Genomic DNA, 17,498 nt, shown 5'->3' with positions numbered 1-17,498 from the left:
CTCTCCGCTAAAGGAGAGGGGTGAACAGCGTTATTGCGGCATGGCATCGCGCGGAATAATCGCGCCGCGATACTGAATGACCGTGCTGGCGGTTAAATGCCCGCGTTTTGCCGCTTCTGTCGCGTCGCCACCGGTCAGGCGTACCGACAGGTAACCCGCGCTGAACGAATCCCCCGCCGCTGTGGTATCAATCACTTTCTCTTTCGGCAGTTTCACCGCCGGCACTTCCACCAGCGCTTCACCGGCAATCGCCACCAGGCAGGAGTCTGCGCCGCGCTTGATAACCACCTCTTTTACACCCGCGCGCTGCGTGCGCTCGATAACCTCTTCCACCGGTTTCTCGCCCCACAGCAGGTCTTCGTCATCCAGCGTCAGAAACGCGATATCCGTGCAAGCCAGCATTTGCTGATAAACCTGACGCGTCTCTTCTTTGCTTGCCCACAGGCGCGGACGGTAGTTGTTATCAAAAATCACTTTGCCGCCATTCGCGCGGCAAGCCTGCAACAGCGACAACAGCTTGTTGCGGCTTGTCGGGCTTAGAATGGCAAGGCTGATGCCGCTCAGGTAGAGATAATCGAAGGTCGCAAGCTGTTCGCAGATCGCCGCAGACTGCTCGCTCTCAAGCCAGAATTTGGCGGCGGCTTCGTTACGCCAGTAGTAGAAGGTACGCTCGCCGGTGCTGTCGGTTTCGATGTAATAGAGTCCAGGCAGGCGGTTTTCCATACGTTGTGTCAGGCTGGTATCGACGTCCTCGCTTTGCCAGGCATCCAGCATCTGCTGGCTGAAATTGTCGGTGCCAAGCGCAGTAACATAGTGTACGGAAAGCGCCGCAGGATTGACCTGGCGGGCGATATAAACAGACGTGTTAAGCGTATCGCCACCAAAGCCACGGTTCACTTCCGTGCCTTTTTGTGACAGTTCAATCATGCATTCGCCAATGACGGCAATTTTCCTAGACATAGTCATCAACCTGGATCAGATAAATTAACGGTAGTGTGCGTTGTGGGTGATTCGTGGTCAACTATATTAAAACAACGTTCCAGTATTTTTTTGAGCTAAAGCCTGTTCCTGGCAGATTTCCCGTCGGCGGTTTTTAAATTTGCCCACAGACGGAGCGTAAAGTTATTGACACGCCCGCCGATAACTCATTGACGAATTCCTCCCGGTCATCGCCTTCGACAGGACAGCAGAAATGAAGTTAAAGCAGGTCATCCAGCAGCTAAACATTCCTGAAGCAAGCATCGAAAGCTTGCAGGAGCGTCGTTATTGGCTGCAGTGCGAACGTGCTTATACTTATCAGCCCATCTATAAAACCGATGGTCGTCTGATGGCTGTTGAAGTATTAACCATTGTTACCCATCCGTCGCAGCCGGAAACGCGCATTGCGCCGGATCGCTACTTTTCCGAAGTGGCGGTGCGCCAGCGTGTTGATGTGGTGCATGAGCAAGTGGCGCTGCTGGCGGAGCAAAAAGAATTTTTCGTTACCAATGATGTGTTGGCCTCGGTAAACGTAGATGGCCCAACACTGCTGGCGATGCGTCAGGATAGCGATCTGATGGCGTTGATTAATTCGCTGCCGTGGATCCGCTTTGAACTGGTGGAACATATCCGTCTACCGCAGGATTCGACTTTCGCCTCGATCAGTGAAATAGGCCCGCTATGGCTGGACGACTTCGGCACCGGTATGGCGAACTTCTCCGCGTTAAGCGAAGTGCGTTATGACTACATCAAAGTCGCGCGCGATCTGTTCATCATGCTGCGTAAAACGCCTGAAGGGCAAAATCTGTTTACCATGCTGTTGCAGTTGATGAACCGCTATTGCCAGGGCGTGATTGTCGAAGGCGTGGAAACGCTGGAAGAGTGGCGCGATGTGCAGGATTCGCCTGCTTATGCGGCACAGGGTTATTTTCTCTCCCGTCCGGTTCCTTTAGCCAAACTTGAACACGTGATACTCGAACTGTAAACCGCCGCCCTTTCTGCGAGCCTCTACTATCTTTATGACAGGTAAGGCTTTAAAGGAAAGGCAGAACGATGACAAAAACGAGTAAAGCGATTATTGCCGTCTTCGCGACGCTGCTGTTGCTGATTGTGGTCGCCATTATCATCATCGCCACATTCGACTGGAACCGCCTCAAACCCACCATTAACGAAAAAGTCTCCACGGAGCTTAACCGTCCGTTCGCCATTCGCGGTGATTTGGGCGTGGTGTGGGAACGGCAAAAAGAGGAAACCGGCTGGCGCAGTTGGGTTCCGTGGCCGCATGTTCACGCCGACGATATTATCCTTGGCAACCCGCCGGGCATCGACGAAGTGACGATGGTGCATTTACCCCGCGTTGAAGCCACCCTCGCGCCGCTGGCGCTGCTCACCAAAACCGTTTACCTGCCGTGGATCAAACTGCAACAGCCCGATGCCAGGCTGATTCGTCGCTCGGAAAAGCTCAATAACTGGACGTTCACGCTGGCCAGCGACACCAACAAAGACGCCAACGCGCAGCCTTCCAGTTGGTCATTCCGGCTGGATAACATTCTTTTTGATCGCGGGCGTATCGCGATTAACGATGCGCTCAACCGCGCTGATATCGAGATTCTGGTCAACCCCTTAGGCAAACCGCTACCGTTTAGCGAAGTGACCGGCAAAAGCGACAGCAAAGTCAACGCCGGCGATTACGTCTTTGGTTTGACGGCGAAAGGGCATTACAACGACCAGCCGCTCTCCGGTAATGGCAAAATCGGCGGCATGCTGGCGCTGCGTAGTGAAGGAACGCCTTTTCCGGTGCAGGCGGATTTCCGCTCCGGTAACACCCGCGTGGCGTTTGTCGGCACCATTAACGACCCGATGAACATGGGCGGTGCCGACTTGCAACTCAAGTTCGGCGGTAACTCCCTTGGCGAACTGTATGATTTAACCGGCGTGCTGCTGCCGGATACGCCGCCGTTTGAAACCGATGGTCATCTCATCGCGAAGCTCAATAATGATAAAGGCTCAGTGTTTGATTACCGCGATTTTAACGGCCATATCGGCGAAAGCGATATTCACGGCACGCTGCGCTACTCCACCGGCAAACCACGGCCAAAACTGGAAGGCGACGTTGAATCGCGCCAGTTACGGCTGGCAGATTTAGGGCCACTGATCGGCGTTGATTCCGGCAAAGGTGCTGAGCAGTCGAAACGCACCGAGCAGCAGAAAGGCGAGAAAGCGGGGCAACCGGCAGACAAAGTGCTGCCGTATGACCGCTTTGAAACCGATAAGTGGGACGTCATGGATGCCGATGTGCGCTTTAAAGGCCGCCGGATTGAGCACGGCTCCACGCTACCCATCAGCGATTTGTCGACCCATATTCTGCTGAAAGATGCCGACCTGCGCCTGCAACCGCTGAAATTTGGTCTTGCCGGCGGCACTATCTCATCGAATATCCATCTCGAAGGGGATAAAAAACCGATGCAAGGGCAGGCGGAGATTCAGGCGCGGCGGCTGAAGCTCAAAGAGCTGATGCCTGATGTGGAGCTGATGCAGAAAACCCTCGGTGAGATGAACGGTGACGCGGAGCTTCGCGGCGTGGGTAACTCCGTGGCGGCACTGCTGGGCACCAGCAATGGCAACCTGAAACTGTTGATGAACGACGGTGTGGTCAGCCGTAACCTGATGGAAATTCTCGGCCTTAACGTCGGCAACTATATTGTCGGTCAGCTGTTTGGCGATGACGAAGTGCGGGTAAATTGCGCTGCTGCGAACCTCGATTTAGTCAACGGTGTCGCGCGTCCGCAAATCTTCGCCTTTGATACGGAAAACGCGCTGATTAACATTACCGGCACCGCCAGCATGGCGTCGGAGCAGCTCGACTTAACCATTGATCCGGAAAGTAAAGGCGTGCGTATCGTCACGCTGCGCTCACCGCTCTACGTGCGTGGCAGCTTTAAAAACCCGCAGGCGGGTGTGAAACCCGGTCCGTTGATTGCGCGCGGTGCGGTGGCGGCAGCGCTGGCAACCTTAGTTACCCCGGCGGCGGCATTGCTGGCGTTGATCTCGCCGTCGGAAGGCGAACAGAATCAATGCCAGGCCATTTTGTCGCAGATGAAACACTAGGAAGCACAACGGGAAGTGGCCCTCTCTTCAGCGAAGAGAGGGCCAAAAGGTTACAGCGACTGGTGTCTGGTTTCGTGGGTCAGCAGCAGCGCGATAAGCGTTAACGTGGCCATCGCGGCCAGGTAAATCCCGACATACATCAGACCATAATTCGCCTGCAGCCAGGTGGCGATATACGGTGCCACCGATGCGCCGAGGATCGACGACACGTTGTAAGAGAACGACGCGCCGGTATAACGCACTTCCGTCGGGAACAGCTCCGGCAGCAGCGCGCCCATTGGACCGAACGTCAGCCCCATCAGGCTCAGGCCAATCAGCAGGTAGGCCATCACCAGCACCGGGCTACCGGAACCGAGCAACGGCGGGAAGACAAACAGTGCGAACAGAATAATCAACGATGTAATGACAATCATGCTTTTACGCCGGCCAAAGGCGTCCGCCAGCAGACCCGCTACCGGCACCATCACACCAAAACCGATAACCGCCATCATCAGCATCCACAGCACTTCGTTACGCGGCAGACCCAGGCCCTGCGGCGAGGTGCTGAAGGTCATTGAGTAGACCGTCATGATGTAGAACAGCGTGTAGGTCGCCAGCATGATAAAGGTGCCCAGCACGGTAACGCGCACATGTTTGGTCAGCAGTGTGCCCAGCGGCACTTTTACCTGCTTCTTCGCGGCAGCGACTTTGGCGAACACCGGTGTTTCATGCAGCGAAACGCGGACATACAGGCCAATCAGCACCAGCACGGCAGAGAAGATAAACGGCACGCGCCAGCCCCACGCCATAAACTGCTCATCGGTCAGTAACCAGGAGAGCAGCAGGAAGGTGCCGTTAGCAAAGAAGAAGCCAATCGGCGCGCCCAGTTGCGGGAAAGAGCCGTACAGCGCGCGTTTACGCGGCGGGGCATTTTCCGTGGCCAGCAGCGCCGCGCCGCCCCATTCGCCACCTAAGCCCAGACCCTGACCAAAACGCGCCAGCGCCAGCAGCAACGGTGCCATTACGCCAATGGTTTCGTACCCCGGCAGCAGGCCGATCAGCACGGTTGAGATCCCCATCGTCAGCAGAGAGGCCACCAGCGTCACTTTACGGCCAACACGGTCACCAAAGTGACCAAACACAGCGGAACCAATCGGGCGCGCAATAAAAGCAATGGCGAAGGTCGCCAGCGACTGTAGCGTGGCGGCCGTCGGGTCGCCCTGCGGGAAGAAGATATGCGGGAACACAATCACCGCGGCGGTGGCGTAAATATAGAAATCGAAGAACTCGATGGCGGTGCCAATCAGAGACGCAACGACGACTTTATTACGTGAATTTACCGGCGGGCTTTCCTGCTCGTTGTCGAAAGTTGTGGCTGTAGCTTGCATAGAATTTTCTTATTTTTGCGCGAACGAACGACCATATTAGCCACAGCAAAAGCGACATTTCAATCTGTAACAAAGTGGGCTTTAGTGCGAAAAACAGGCAAAAAGCGAATAATTTTCAGACTCACGATTTACCTTCCATGAAATGCTTCACAGATTTTAATAATTAGATGATAAAACTGGTTTTTGGTTAAATAAAAGTTACGGACTGGATTTTCATGCTGAAATCGCCGAGCGGGCTGAAATATTCCATTTCCTTCAGCCCGATAGCATCGTTAGTGGTGGGTTTTGTCCGGCATGCGCGGGTCACCTTTGTACTGCGCGGTAGCGATCCACGCCGCGCAAAACAGCGTCAGGCGAGCAAAGAAGTAGAAGAACGCCATTAGCCCTAGCACCGAACCAAATGCCGCGCCGGAGGGGGATTTCACCAGCGATGGCAGCGTCCAGGTCATGATCATTTTGATCACTTCAAACCCAATCGCGGCGATAAAGGTGCCGCGGATCAGCGCCTTCCTGCGCGGGCGGTGGCGCGGCAAGCGCCAGAAGATCCAGAAGAAGAGCAGATAGTTCGCGAAAATCGAAATGGCCAGGCCAATCAGCCGCCAGGCCGGTTTCAACCATTCGATGTAATCGAGGTGCAGTGCGTTAATAATCAACTGCTGCGCGGAGCCCGCCACCGAGGTTATTGATAGCGTCACGATCAGCGCGACTAACAGGCCAATGAGCGAAATAAAATCGCGGAAATACTTTACCCAGATTTTTTCTTCATCCTGCGCGTTACGCTCCCAGACATCGCGCGACTGGGCGCGGATCGCCTCGCGCAGGTTGCCGGTCCAGTTCACGCCGGAATAGAGGGCGATAGCCAGCCCGACAATCCCTACCGTCGTGCGCTGCTGCACGGCAATATTGAGGGTGTTTTGCAGTGTTGCAGCCATCGTCGGATCGCTCACGCTCATGAGTATTTTATTGAAGATGTCCTGCAACAGCGTCGGGTGCGAGGCGAGCACAAAACCGGCGGCGGCAAACGAGACCATCATGATGGGGATCATCGACAGAAACGAGAAGTAGGTGATGGCCGCGCCAAACTGGTTCCCCATGCGGTCGTTAAAGCGTTCAGTCGCGCGGATCAGGTGCGCCACCACAGGCCAGCGCTGGATCTTTTGCACCATGTCGGTGAGTGATGCCAGCGTAGTGCTGGCGGCTGAAGGGGCAGAATGTTTCTTTTCGGTGGGCTGCTCAGCCATCTTCCTGACGGGTTCGTAGTCGAGGTCTTGCGTCGGGCGTTTTTCATGATTTTCCGGCGTCATCAGGTCTGTTTTCCTTCTCCTGAATGTGTGGTAACTGAAATTATAGCTGCTAGTGGTCGACGTAATCCTTCAGTACGGTCGCCAGCCACTCCATAAACAGATGCACGCGGCGCGACAGATTACGGCGGTGCGGGTAAATCAGCGAAACCGGCATCGGTTCCGCGCGGTATTGCGGCAGGATCTCCACCAGCTTCCCCGCACGCAGCGCGTCGCGTACGCCCACGCGCGGAACCTGAATAATCCCTAATCCGGCCAGACAGGCGGCTTGATACGTTTCGGTGCTGTTCACCGTCAGGATGCCGCCAGTTTTCACCCAGTGCGTCTGCTTATCCTGCCAGACCTCAAAACCCGGCGGGCGCGTACCAAGGTTAACGGCGTAATGCACCAGCGCGTGGGAGGATAAATCGTCGAGCGTTTCCGGATAGCCAAAACGCGCCAGATAATCGGGGCTGGCGCAGTTAATGACTGACAGCCGACCGAGCTGGCGGGCGATTAGCCCGGAGTCTTTGAGGGTGCCGACGCGCACGACGCAGTCGAACCCTTCGCGAATAATATCTACCAGCCTGTCGCTGCTACTGAGCTCCAGTTCAATGCCGGGGTATTGTTGCAGGAAAGCGGGCAGGCGCGGGATCACCAGATTTTTCGCCACTCCGACCGGCATATCGACGCGCAAACGGCCGCTGATGCTCGACGGATCATGCAGGAACATCCCGTCGAGCTCATCCATATTCGCCAGCAGGTCTTTTGCCCGCTCGTAGTAAACCATGCCGTCCTGAGTGAGCTGGACGCGACGCGTGGTGCGGTGCAACAACTGGGTGCCGAGGTGCGTCTCCAGCGCCTGAATCTGGCGCGATACGCTACCCTTAGGAAGTCCCATCGAATCCGCCGCGCGGGAAAAACTCTCCAGTTCCGCCACGCGGATAAACAGTTGCATTGCGTAAATTTTATCCATCATCACGCTCGATTGTTGCCTGTAATGAAACAGTGAAGCGTAATTTAGCACCTTTATTGTTTATTCGTCAGCTAATAAGCTTTTTTCACAGTCTCACATCAGCGAAAACGAGGTTTCTTATGACACAACATATTGCTTTAGTGACCGGTGGCAGCCGCGGGTTGGGTAAAAACGCGGCGCTGAAGCTGGCGGCGAAGGGAACGGACATTATCCTGACCTACAACAGTAACGTCGAAGAAGCGCAGAACGTGGTGCGTGAAATTGAGCAAAAAGGCGTGAAAGCGGTGGCATTGCAGTTAAACGTCGGTGATATCACCGGGTTTGATGTTTTTGTGCGTAACATGCACGAGCAGTTGAAATCGGTCTGGCAGCGCGAGACGTTTGATTATTTGTTGAACAATGCTGGCATCGGTATCAACGCGCCTTTCGCCGAAACCAGCGTCGAGCAATTTGATCAACTGGTGAACATCCACTTCAAAGGTCCGTTCTTCCTGACGCAAAGCTTGCTGCCGCTACTGAAAAATGGCGGGCGTATTCTCAACGTCTCCAGCGGGCTGGCGCGGTTTTGTCAGCCGGGCTATGCCGCCTATGCCTCAATGAAAGGGGCGATGGAAGTGCTGACACGTTACCAGGCGAAAGAGCTTGGCGCGCGGGGTATTTCGGTGAATATCATTGCGCCGGGAGCGATAGAAACGGATTTCGGCGGTGGCGTAGTGCGTGATAATGAACAGGTTAATCAACATATTGCTGCACAAACCGCGTTGGGCCGTGTCGGCCTGCCGGATGATATTGGCGATGCGATTGCCGCGCTGCTGAGCGACGATCTGGCCTGGATGAATGCGCAACGCGTGGAAGTGTCGGGCGGGATGTTCCTGTAAAACCGGTCACGCCCGGCAGTTTTCGCTACCGGGCGTGCAGTGTTACTGTTTCTGAAAATGCGTTACCCGGATACGCACCGGTTGCTGTTTTTTATCCAGCGAGCCGCTGATGCCGACCAGTTCATCCGGCGACACGGATTTACCATCAAATATCGCCACGGGAATATAGACCTGAACTTGATCGGTTTTGTCGCGGAACAGGTAAAGATCACCGCTCTCTTTTTCAACCAGGTTACCGCGCAGCGAGACGGACGCGCCATCATGCAGGGCTTTTGCCTGTTTGACAGTCATGGTACGCGCATCTTCCATGCCGCGATAGCCGTCATCCATTTTATGCGGCGGTGGCGGCGCTTTGTCCGCTTTCAGACCGGGCGCATCTTCTGCGAATGCCGTCATGGAGAACAGCGCCACCAGACTGGCGGCGAGCACAATTTTCTTCATAACCTCTCCTGAATATTGCCAGAACACGTCTTTAAGCCTGGCAGAGCATAGCGAAGTATGCTGACGAATTATCGTTTTTCGTCATATTCGTGGCGCAGTAAGCCAAACAGCCAGTCGTTATGCCAGCTTCCCGCCAACCAGTACGCCTCACGCAGCTCACCCTCAAGGATAAATCCTGTTTTTTCCAGTAAATGCCGGGATGCGCCATTACCCGCCGTTACGGTGGCGGTGAGTTTACGAATGCCCCCTTCGTTAAAAGCGAAGTCGCACAGCGCTTTTAGCGACTCCTGGCCATAGCCTTTGCCCTGCGCGGCAGGCGCGAACAGGAAGCCGACTTCGGCGCAATCATCCTCGCGGTGAATATAACCGGTGACGCCCAGCGGTTCGTTTGTCGCTGTATCGCGTACCAGCAGGCAGAGCCAGTGTCGGCTGCCGGGGGACCAGGGAGCCAGCCGGGCATCAAATGCTTCACGGATCTCCTGTTCGCTGCGGGCATCGGCAACGTAGCGCATCACGTCGGGGTGTTGTTGCAGCGCAAGAAAGAATGGCCATGCTTCTTCTGTTATTGGCGAGCAGGTCAGTCTTGGGGTAAAAAGCATTAACACAGTGAATATCTCCTGCTGTTTTTTTTCGGCTTGAAACCACTATCACTGATAATAATCGTCAACTGAGCTATCTTTTACCTATTCATAAATAAAGAAAAAATTAAGCGCTCAGGTTGGCCAGTTAATTGTTTCTTCAGTTGTACTTAAAGGAAAATAATGACTCTCTCTGCCCCATTGAATACGGGTGAACAGTTTGAAAAATGCATTGCTATTATTCGCGAGGCGTCTGTTGAAATCTTATTGCTGCTGAATGTGCATTTTGATGAAGGTAAAGACCCGCGCTGGTTTTTGGAACAACTGGATGTTGCGCGCCTGAGTTTGGGTGGCTGGGGCGCGGTGGCTAAACGACTTAAACTCAACGATGCGGAATTAACACAGTTCACTTTACAGCTCCGTCACTTGCAGCAGCTCGTTCCGCGTTACGAGAACGGGCAGAATGTGACCGAGAATCAGCTTATTGCGGCGCTGCGATTTATCAGCGCGCTGGAAAACCTGCGTAATAAGCAGAAGTTGCTGAGCTACAACACCGCCTTGCCATCGGATGACGTGCAGCAGCGGCAAGGGCTTCAGCAGCTACGCGCTATGGAAACGATGATTAAATCGCTGGTGATGCAGGTATGGCCGGATAGTGAAAAGCTGCGTAATCACCTGAAAACCCAGTTTGGTGCCGATCGTGTGCGGCGCTGGTTACGCCTTGGCGATCACAACGATGTACTGAGCGGCATGCGGTTTAGCGAGCTGGCGCTGTTGCTGATAGATAAAAAAGAGTTTAGCCAGCGTTATGCCCGGCTGTTTAATGACGCCGCGGAACTGAACCTGCTAGTGGAACCGCGTAAAACGTTGCAAACCTTTCTGGATGATATTCGCCAGATGCGCGCAAGCGTGGTGTCAGGACAGCCGCTCACCTCTAATCAGCTGCTCTTATTGAACAGCTATTATCCGCAAATTACCGGACCGGTTCAGCGCGCGTTCGACGAGGGGCGCACGCAGACCAATCCCGCTGAAATATTGCGTGAGGCCGGTGGGGATTTAGACGCTTACTGGGAGCAGACGCGGAAAAAAGACCGCGCTGCCGGAGGTGATGCGATGCCGATGCGTGACAGTATAGATAAACCTGCAAAACGGTCGGTGCGCAGCCGCGAAGAGCGCGACCAGATGCTCTCTGGCGTGCTGTGGAGCGCGGTCGGCGTGATGGTGCTGATGATGGTGATTGGCGCTTTCTGGATGTTTACCAGCGGGATGTCAGCACCGGTGGCGCGTCAAGCCCGGGCTACCGTGCCGATTGCCGAGGATCGCGAACGACCCTCGCCCAAAGAGGAGCTCAGTCGCCTGGGGCTGCCGCGCGACGAAAATAACTTCCGCGCGGCGATTGATCGCAACGATACGCGCGTGGTGTCGCTGTTTTTACGCACCGGGATGAACTGGAAACTCTCCTGGACGGAAAACGCGGTGATAGCGGATTACAACGATGTGCTGGATCTGCTATTGCGATATCGCCTGCAAATGGATGAGAACCGCCCTTGCCGCCGTTTTATCGCGACGCTGACCCATGAAATGGCGGTGAACAACAAAAAGCTGACCTCGATTACGCGCGACTATTTACGCGCGTTTTGTACCGTTAAGCCGGTGGTAGATCGCCAGCGGTATGAGATGGAGCAGGCACAGTTGCGTTATGAAGCCGATCCAACGGATGAAAACCGCAAGTGGTCGGATATTCAGACCGCGATTTATGATGTGATTGATTAATTTTCCCAGGCGCATGCTTTCGCGTTGCGAACAGCAAATGGGCGCATCCTGGCACTTACCAGGATGCGCCCATACAGCCAATCAAGGGATAATCTGCGGTTGCCGCGCCAGCCTACGGTTCGCCGTACAAACCAATAAGACGGCGCACCACACCGTTTGTCCAGCCAAAACCATCCTGCAGCGGGTATTCACCCCCACCACCTTCACGCGGCGTACTGCTGGCGATGTGGTACTTCTCAATCAGCTTGTGGTGCTGCTGATAGTAGTGATTTACCGTCTGCAACCAGCTATGGGCGATTTCATTGCCCAGCGAGTCGTTTCCGTACATTTTGAAGCCCTGAATCGCCATCCATTGCAGCGGTGCCCAGCCGTTGGGTTTATCCCACTGTTCGCTGGTTTCGTACTCTGTTGCCAGAATACCGCCAGGCGTCAGCAGGCGCGCTTTTACGGCGTCTGCCAGCCGCTCTGCCTGCTCATGGGTGGCCATGCCAACATACAGCGGGACAATGCTGGCGGCGGAAAACAGCGCCATCTGCTCACGACGCCAGTCGTAGTCGCGATAACAGCCATTCTCGTCATCCCACAGATAGCGGTTCACCGCCGCGCGGCGATCGCTCGCTTTCTGGCGGAACAGTGCTTCGCGTTCTCTGTCGCCTTTCAGCCCGGAAATGTTGGCAATAGCGCTTTCCAGCTTGAACAGGAACGCGTTCAAATCAATCGGGATAAACTGCGTGGTGCGAATGCTCGCCAGCCGCTGCGCATCGCGCAGCCAGCGCGAGGAGTAATCCCAGCCGGAAGCCGCACCCGCGCGCAAATCGCGATAGACTTCACTTGCTGGTCGCCCGGAATGACGCGCGGTTTCAACGTCCTCAAGCCAGGACTCGTCGCGCGGCGTGTCGCGATCGTCCCAGTAACGGTTGAGCAGCGAACCGTCCGGCATACGTACCGCGTGGCGGTACGCCTGGTTCAGCGCCAGCGATTCCGCGCCATCCATCCAGAACGCGTACTCCATTAACAGATGATCAAGGTAGCGCCGCGCACCGCGTACGCCGTCCTCTTCAAACAGCTCGACCATCAGCGCGAAAACCGGCGGCTGCGAGCGGCTCAGGTAGTACGTGCGGTTACCGTTCGGAATATGACCGTAACGCTCAATCATCCACGCGAAGTTATCCGCCATACAGCGCAGCAAATCGTCGCGACCGCTCTCCGCCAGGCCCAGCATGGTGAAGTAGGAATCCCAGTAATAGGTTTCGCGGAATCGCCCGCCGGGCACAATGTAAGCCTGCGGCAGCGCCAGCAGGGAAGACCACGGAATGTGATCCTGCGGCTCGCGGGTGAGGATCGGCCACAACTGGTCGATATGCTCTTTTAACGAGTTCTCCGGGTTGGAGACGTACGCTTTGGAGTAGTCCTCCGGCATCCAGAAATGCGCTTTCACGAATTGGCGCAGATCGAACTCCGGTTTACGTTTGATTTTGCGATAGCGAATCAGAATATCGAGCGGATCCATTTTCGGCGCGCAATCGGGAAAGGTTTTGCTGTCGGCAAAAATGCGCGACGACTGCACGTGTTCAAACAGTTCAAGGTAACGATCTGCAGGGGTTAGCGCGTCGGACGCCGGTAACCCTTCGATCATTTCCGGCTCCGGCTCCGCCTCGATCATTTCATCCAGTTTTAACTCGCACGGATCGGTTTCGTAGACGATCTCTTCCTCAATCACGAACTCGACGGATTCTGCGCTTTGTAGTTTCTGGTTGAACATAAGGATTATGGCCTCCGGATGTCGTCGTAAAAAATTACGGGTGTTGCCCGGCTATCTATTAAGCGTAGACATTCGCTTCGATCCGTGAAGGACGAAGTGTGCGGTCGATCACGTTTTAGCACGGCGTGAAATTAACGCAAAACCCCACAACCTACTGATTAATAGTGTATAAAACGTACAGAAGCAAAATTAACGCAGCGGCCAATTTAGGAGCATTCGTTTTGCAACGATTTGTGAATAATCGCCCGCAGAATCTCATTATGGGTGGTCGCTGGTAAATCTCCCCGAAATGACTGAGGAAAAGCCTTTGCAGCTCGTCTCTATTACGTTAGAGCAATGTCTCAATATCCGCCATACGGTACTGTGGCCGCATCTTGCCCGCAATGCTTCGCGTGTAGAAGGCGATGACGATGCCCGTCATTTTGGCGTGCTTGAAAGCGGGCAAATTGTCAGTTGTTTATCGGTTTTTATGCTCGATGAACGGCGGTGCCAAATCCGTAAATTCGCCACCTTACAAACGCATCAGCAGCAAGGTTATGGTCGTTTTCTGTTGCAGAGCGTGCTGGAAACGTTAGTCCAGGCAGGCGTTGAATTTGTGCAACTGGATGCCAGAACGTCGGCAGCGGCATTTTACGCACGTTTTGGCTTTATTGCGCAAGGCGAGCCGTTTTACAAAAAAGAAGTACAGTACATTCGTATGTCGCGGGGATTGTAAAACCCGGCGACGAACGCCGCCGGGGGAAGGATTAACGCGGGATTTGCTGCGTAATGCAGTGGATGTTGCCACCGCCGAGCAAAATCTCACGCGCCGGAACGCCAGTGATAACGAAATCCGGGAACATCTCTTCGAACAACGCCTGCGCTGCGCCATCGGTCGCTGGATCCAGCTGCGGGTAAATAATCTGCTGGTTACTGACCAGATAGTTAACGTAGGAACCCGCCAGGCGGTTACCTTCGTGACGCTCAATCGCCGTGCCTTTTTCGACATCGCTGGTCTCTTCAGCGCTGGCGAACATGGGCCGCGGAGACGGCACTTTCCACACTTTCAGCGTGCGCCCTTGCGCATCTTTGGTGTTTTCCAGCACCTCAAGTGCGGCAACGGAGCGCGCGTATTGTGGGTCGTTCTGGTCATCCGTCCAGTGCAGTGCGACTTCGCCAGGACGAACGAAACAGCACATGTTGTCGATATGCCCGTCGGTTTCGTCATTGAACACGCCTTCCGGCAACCAGATAATCTGCGACACGGCCAAATAATCGCGCAGTTGCTGCTCGATCTGCGCTTTGCTCAGATGCGGGTTGCGGTTCGGGTTCAGCAAACATTCGGCGGTGGTCAGCAACGTGCCTTCGCCGTCGACGTGAATGGAGCCACCTTCCAGCACCAAATCGGTGTGATAGCACGGCATCTGGTGATACGCCGCAACCTGCCCGGCGACCTGTTGATCGCGATCCCAGCTTGCATACAAGCCGCCATTCAGCCCGCCCCAGGCGTTGAATGTCCAGCTAATACCACGCTTTTCACCCGCGTTATTGACCACCACGGTTGGGCCCGTATCGCGCATCCAGGCATCATCGCTTTCCATTTCCACCAGCGTCACTTCCGCTGGCATAGTGGCACGCGCTTTTGCCATTTCGGCGGCAGGCACACCCATGATCACCGGCGTGTTGCGCGAAATCGCTTTGGCGACAGCGGAAAAAGCCTGCTGAGCCGGCGCGGCGTCAGCGCGCCAGTTATCGGTGCGGTAAGGCCAAATCATCCACACCGCCTGGTGCGGCGCCCACTCCGCCGGCATGGCGAAACCGTCTTTGACGGGCGTGGTCAGCTGTACCATCGCTTAGCTCCTTACGCTGCCATCGGAGGTGGCAATCGCGCTGTACATATTCGGACGGCGATCGCGGAACAGCCCCCATGCGGCGCGCTGCGCGGCAATGGCGTCGAGATCGAAGGTGTGCACCAGCACCGCTTCGTCGGTTTTGTTTGCCTGCTCGACCAGCTCACCCGTTTGGTCGGCGATGAAGGAGGAGCCGTAGAAGGTCATTTCCAGGCCTTCGATGTATTTACTGGTTTCGGTGCCAATACGGTTAGACGCAATCACCGGAATGACGTTCGCGGCGGCGTGGCCCTGCTGAACGCGGGTCCAGTGCGGCTGGCTGTCGATATCCGGGTAAGCGGGTTCAGAACCGATCGCGGTCGGGTAGAAAATAATTTCTGCGCCCTGCAAGGCGAGCACGCGTGCGGTTTCCGGGAACCACTGATCCCAGCAGATGCCGACGCCGATTTTCGCATAGCGGGTGTTCCACACTTTGAAACCGGTATCGCCAGGGATAAAGAACTGTTTCTCCTGGTACGCCGGGCCGTTCGGAATATGAGTCTTACGGTAGGTGTCCAGCACGCTGCCGTCGGCATCGATCATCACCAGCGAGTTGTAATAGGCGTTGTTGCACTTTTCAAACAGGCTCAGCGGCAGCACCACTTCCAGCTCTTTGGCCAGCGCAGAGAAGTGTTTGATCAATGGGCTATTCGCCACTTCCTGCGCCAGCGCGTAGTGTTCCGGGCTTTGATCGATGCAGAAGTAAGGCGCGGCGAACAGTTCCTGAATCAGGATCACCTGTGCGCCTTTGCTGTGCGCTTCACGCACCAGACGTTCAGCATTTTGAATGTTCTTATCCAGATCCCAGCTACACGCCATTTGCGTTGCGGCGACGGTTACATTTCTCATAAAAAACTCTCCCGTTGTTCTCGGTTCAGGCAGTGCAAATTGTCAGCACTTATTTTGCTGCAAACTATAGCAACGAAATACGTTATGCATAAAATGTATTATTATCATGAAAACATGAACAGGATGCATAGTGGTGATCGACCTGAATTTGCTGCGGCTGGTGCCAATTCTGGCGAAAGAGAAGAGTGTGACCCGCGCGGCGCTGAAAGCGAATCTGTCGCAATCTGCCTTTAGCCATGCCCTGAATCGCCTGCGTGAGCAACTCAACGATGAGATGTTTATCCGCACGCGCAACGGTATGGAACCGACACCCTACGCCGCGATGATGATCCCGGTGATCGAGAGCGCGCTCAGCAAGCTGGATACCGCCACGCGCGGGCCAAGCCATTTCGACCCGTTGCGTGATGCGCACACGTTTTATATCGGCGCGGTGGACTATTTCGAGTTCATGTTTATGCCGGTGCTGACCGCGCGATTTAAAACCATTGCGCCGAATGTCCGGCTTTCGGTCGATATTCTTTCAGAAACCATCAAGGTTGAGCGGGTAGAGCAGGGGCAACTGGATGCGTTTATCGGTGTCGATAACGTGCAACACATTCCCCATTATTTTAATAAACATAAACTTATCTCTGACCACTTTGTCGCTATCGCTTCTGTTGAGCGTACCGATTTGCCGGAACAGCTCACCATCAGACACCTGGTGAGCGAGGCGCAAATCCATTTACCGGCGGTCAGCTCCGGGGCGGATCATATTGACAGCTGGCTGCTCGAACAGCATCTCTATCGGCCGCTGGCGACGGTGGTGCAAAGTTACGCCGTTGGCGGGCGCGTGGCGGTGGCGACCGGCTATTTAATGTGCGTGCCGTTTCGCATTGCCAGGGAACTGGCGACAATGTTGCCGCTGCGCATTATGCAACTCCCGGAGGGCGCGCCATCGTATGATTTGCTGCTGCTGACACATCGGTTGTTCGACTACCAGCCCGCAGTGCAGTGGCTGATTAACGAACTGAAGGCGGTGAGGATTTAGATGAAAGCGCTATTAATTCGCCATCCGCAAACCGAGTGGAACCGGGCAGGGATTATCCAGGGGCGGCTCGATAGTCCGCTAACGCCACGTGGGCACGAAGAGAGCCACGCTTTGCTTCGCGGGCTGCTGGATGCGGGGATCCACCCTGACGCTGTTTTCTCATCGCCGCTCGGCCGAGCGCAGCAGATGGCTTTGCTTATTGCTGTGCAATATCAGTGTGATATCCGCCTCGACGAGGCGTTACAGGAGCAAGATTTCGGTGAGTTTGATGGCCGTTTGCTGAGCGATATCCGCCGGGAATACCCTCGGTTCGCAGAGGATGAAACTTTTCAACCGCCGCAGGGTGAATCGCCAGGGCAGGCCGCGCAGCGGTTGCTCGACTTTTTACACCGCTTGCCGGGCATCTGCCCACATCACACGGTAGCGCTGGTGTCGCACGGGCAAATTATGCAGGCGGCGATAGCGCAGTTGCTGGAAAACTCCCTCGACAATGTGGCGCGTTACCACCATCCCAACGCCAGCTATTCGCTGCTGGAGATCAACCACAGCACCTGCGAGGTGGCGCGCTGGGGAGTGGCCAGCCATTTGCTGGGGTTAAAAACTGGCTGAATGC

General features: G+C 55.2%; 16 protein-coding genes. 7 read left to right on the top strand and 9 right to left on the bottom strand.

Annotated features, from left to right (window positions below; genetic code table 11):
- Window positions 1–30: 30 nt before the first annotated feature.
- Window positions 31–960, bottom strand: coding sequence for a 2-dehydro-3-deoxygluconokinase (kdgK, locus tag IP581_RS22090; protein ID WP_086872560.1), 930 nt, complete (start codon window positions 958–960; stop codon window positions 31–33).
- Between the two features lie 232 nt (window positions 961–1,192).
- On the opposite strand from kdgK, the gene pdeH reads away from it, so the two are divergent.
- Window positions 1,193–1,963, top strand: a complete 771-nt coding sequence (gene pdeH, locus IP581_RS22085; protein ID WP_193821366.1) for a cyclic-guanylate-specific phosphodiesterase — start codon at window positions 1,193–1,195, stop codon at window positions 1,961–1,963.
- Window positions 1,964–2,031: 68 nt separating this feature from the next.
- On the top strand, window positions 2,032–4,086 hold the full coding sequence (locus tag IP581_RS22080) for an AsmA family protein (protein ID WP_193821365.1): 2,055 nt from the start codon (window positions 2,032–2,034) through the stop codon (window positions 4,084–4,086).
- A 50-nt stretch (window positions 4,087–4,136) separates the two neighbouring features.
- On the opposite strand, the gene IP581_RS22075 is transcribed toward IP581_RS22080, so the two are convergent.
- From IP581_RS22075 to IP581_RS22065, 3 genes are all read right to left on the bottom strand, one after another.
- Window positions 4,137–5,453 carry an MFS transporter gene (locus IP581_RS22075; protein WP_193821364.1) on the bottom strand — a complete coding sequence of 439 codons (1,317 nt, stop codon included), beginning with the start codon at window positions 5,451–5,453 and terminating at the stop codon, window positions 4,137–4,139.
- A gap of 272 nt (window positions 5,454–5,725) precedes the next feature.
- Window positions 5,726–6,757: an inner membrane protein YhjD gene (gene yhjD / locus IP581_RS22070; protein ID WP_097399871.1), complete on the bottom strand. Its 1,032-nt coding sequence runs from the start codon at window positions 6,755–6,757 to the stop codon at window positions 5,726–5,728.
- 49 nt (window positions 6,758–6,806) lie between these two features.
- A complete protein-coding gene (locus tag IP581_RS22065) occupies window positions 6,807–7,709 on the bottom strand; it encodes a LysR family transcriptional regulator (RefSeq protein WP_086872620.1) in 903 nt (300 codons plus the stop codon).
- 119 nt (window positions 7,710–7,828) lie between these two features.
- Between IP581_RS22065 and IP581_RS22060 the strand changes: the two genes are divergently transcribed.
- A complete protein-coding gene (locus tag IP581_RS22060) occupies window positions 7,829–8,587 on the top strand; it encodes an SDR family NAD(P)-dependent oxidoreductase (RefSeq protein ID WP_193821363.1) in 759 nt (252 codons plus the stop codon).
- Between the two features lie 42 nt (window positions 8,588–8,629).
- On the opposite strand, the gene IP581_RS22055 is transcribed toward IP581_RS22060, so the two are convergent.
- Window positions 8,630–9,028, bottom strand: a complete 399-nt coding sequence (locus tag IP581_RS22055) for a YdeI family stress tolerance OB fold protein (protein ID WP_193821362.1) — start codon at window positions 9,026–9,028, stop codon at window positions 8,630–8,632.
- A 68-nt stretch (window positions 9,029–9,096) separates the two neighbouring features.
- Window positions 9,097–9,627 carry a GNAT family N-acetyltransferase gene (locus IP581_RS22050; protein WP_193822739.1) on the bottom strand — a complete coding sequence of 177 codons (531 nt, stop codon included), beginning with the start codon at window positions 9,625–9,627 and terminating at the stop codon, window positions 9,097–9,099.
- A 162-nt stretch (window positions 9,628–9,789) separates the two neighbouring features.
- On the opposite strand from IP581_RS22050, the gene IP581_RS22045 reads away from it, so the two are divergent.
- Window positions 9,790–11,379: an STY4199 family HEPN domain-containing protein gene (locus IP581_RS22045; protein ID WP_193821361.1), complete on the top strand. Its 1,590-nt coding sequence runs from the start codon at window positions 9,790–9,792 to the stop codon at window positions 11,377–11,379.
- A gap of 112 nt (window positions 11,380–11,491) precedes the next feature.
- Here the strand turns inward: IP581_RS22045 and IP581_RS22040 are convergent, their stop codons facing one another.
- Window positions 11,492–13,141 (bottom strand): alpha,alpha-trehalase, encoded by a 1,650-nt coding sequence (locus IP581_RS22040; protein WP_017458277.1) that lies wholly within the window; start codon window positions 13,139–13,141, stop codon window positions 11,492–11,494.
- Between the two features lie 307 nt (window positions 13,142–13,448).
- On the opposite strand from IP581_RS22040, the gene IP581_RS22035 reads away from it, so the two are divergent.
- A complete protein-coding gene (locus IP581_RS22035; RefSeq protein ID WP_193821360.1) occupies window positions 13,449–13,856 on the top strand; it encodes a GNAT family N-acetyltransferase in 408 nt (135 codons plus the stop codon).
- A gap of 31 nt (window positions 13,857–13,887) precedes the next feature.
- On the opposite strand, the gene aguA is transcribed toward IP581_RS22035, so the two are convergent.
- Both aguA and aguB read right to left on the bottom strand, forming a co-directional pair.
- Window positions 13,888–14,970, bottom strand: a complete 1,083-nt coding sequence (gene aguA / locus IP581_RS22030) for an agmatine deiminase (RefSeq protein WP_193821359.1) — start codon at window positions 14,968–14,970, stop codon at window positions 13,888–13,890.
- 3 nt (window positions 14,971–14,973) lie between these two features.
- The gene (gene aguB / locus IP581_RS22025) at window positions 14,974–15,858 is read right to left on the bottom strand and encodes an N-carbamoylputrescine amidase (protein ID WP_017458280.1); all 885 of its coding nucleotides are present in this window, start codon (window positions 15,856–15,858) and stop codon (window positions 14,974–14,976) included.
- Window positions 15,859–15,991: 133 nt separating this feature from the next.
- Here aguB and IP581_RS22020 point away from each other — a divergent pair, with 133 nt between their 5' ends.
- Together IP581_RS22020 and IP581_RS22015 are read left to right on the top strand one after the other, a co-directional pair.
- The gene (locus tag IP581_RS22020) at window positions 15,992–16,885 is read left to right on the top strand and encodes a LysR family transcriptional regulator (protein WP_086872622.1); all 894 of its coding nucleotides are present in this window, start codon (window positions 15,992–15,994) and stop codon (window positions 16,883–16,885) included.
- Window positions 16,886–17,494, top strand: coding sequence for a histidine phosphatase family protein (locus tag IP581_RS22015; protein ID WP_193821358.1), 609 nt, complete (start codon window positions 16,886–16,888; stop codon window positions 17,492–17,494).
- Window positions 17,495–17,498 lie beyond the last annotated feature (4 nt).

It is taken from the genome of Kosakonia pseudosacchari, assembly GCF_015167415.1.
Lineage (GTDB): Bacteria > Pseudomonadota > Gammaproteobacteria > Enterobacterales > Enterobacteriaceae > Kosakonia > Kosakonia pseudosacchari.
This window is presented reverse-complemented; position numbering and strand designations above follow the sequence as displayed.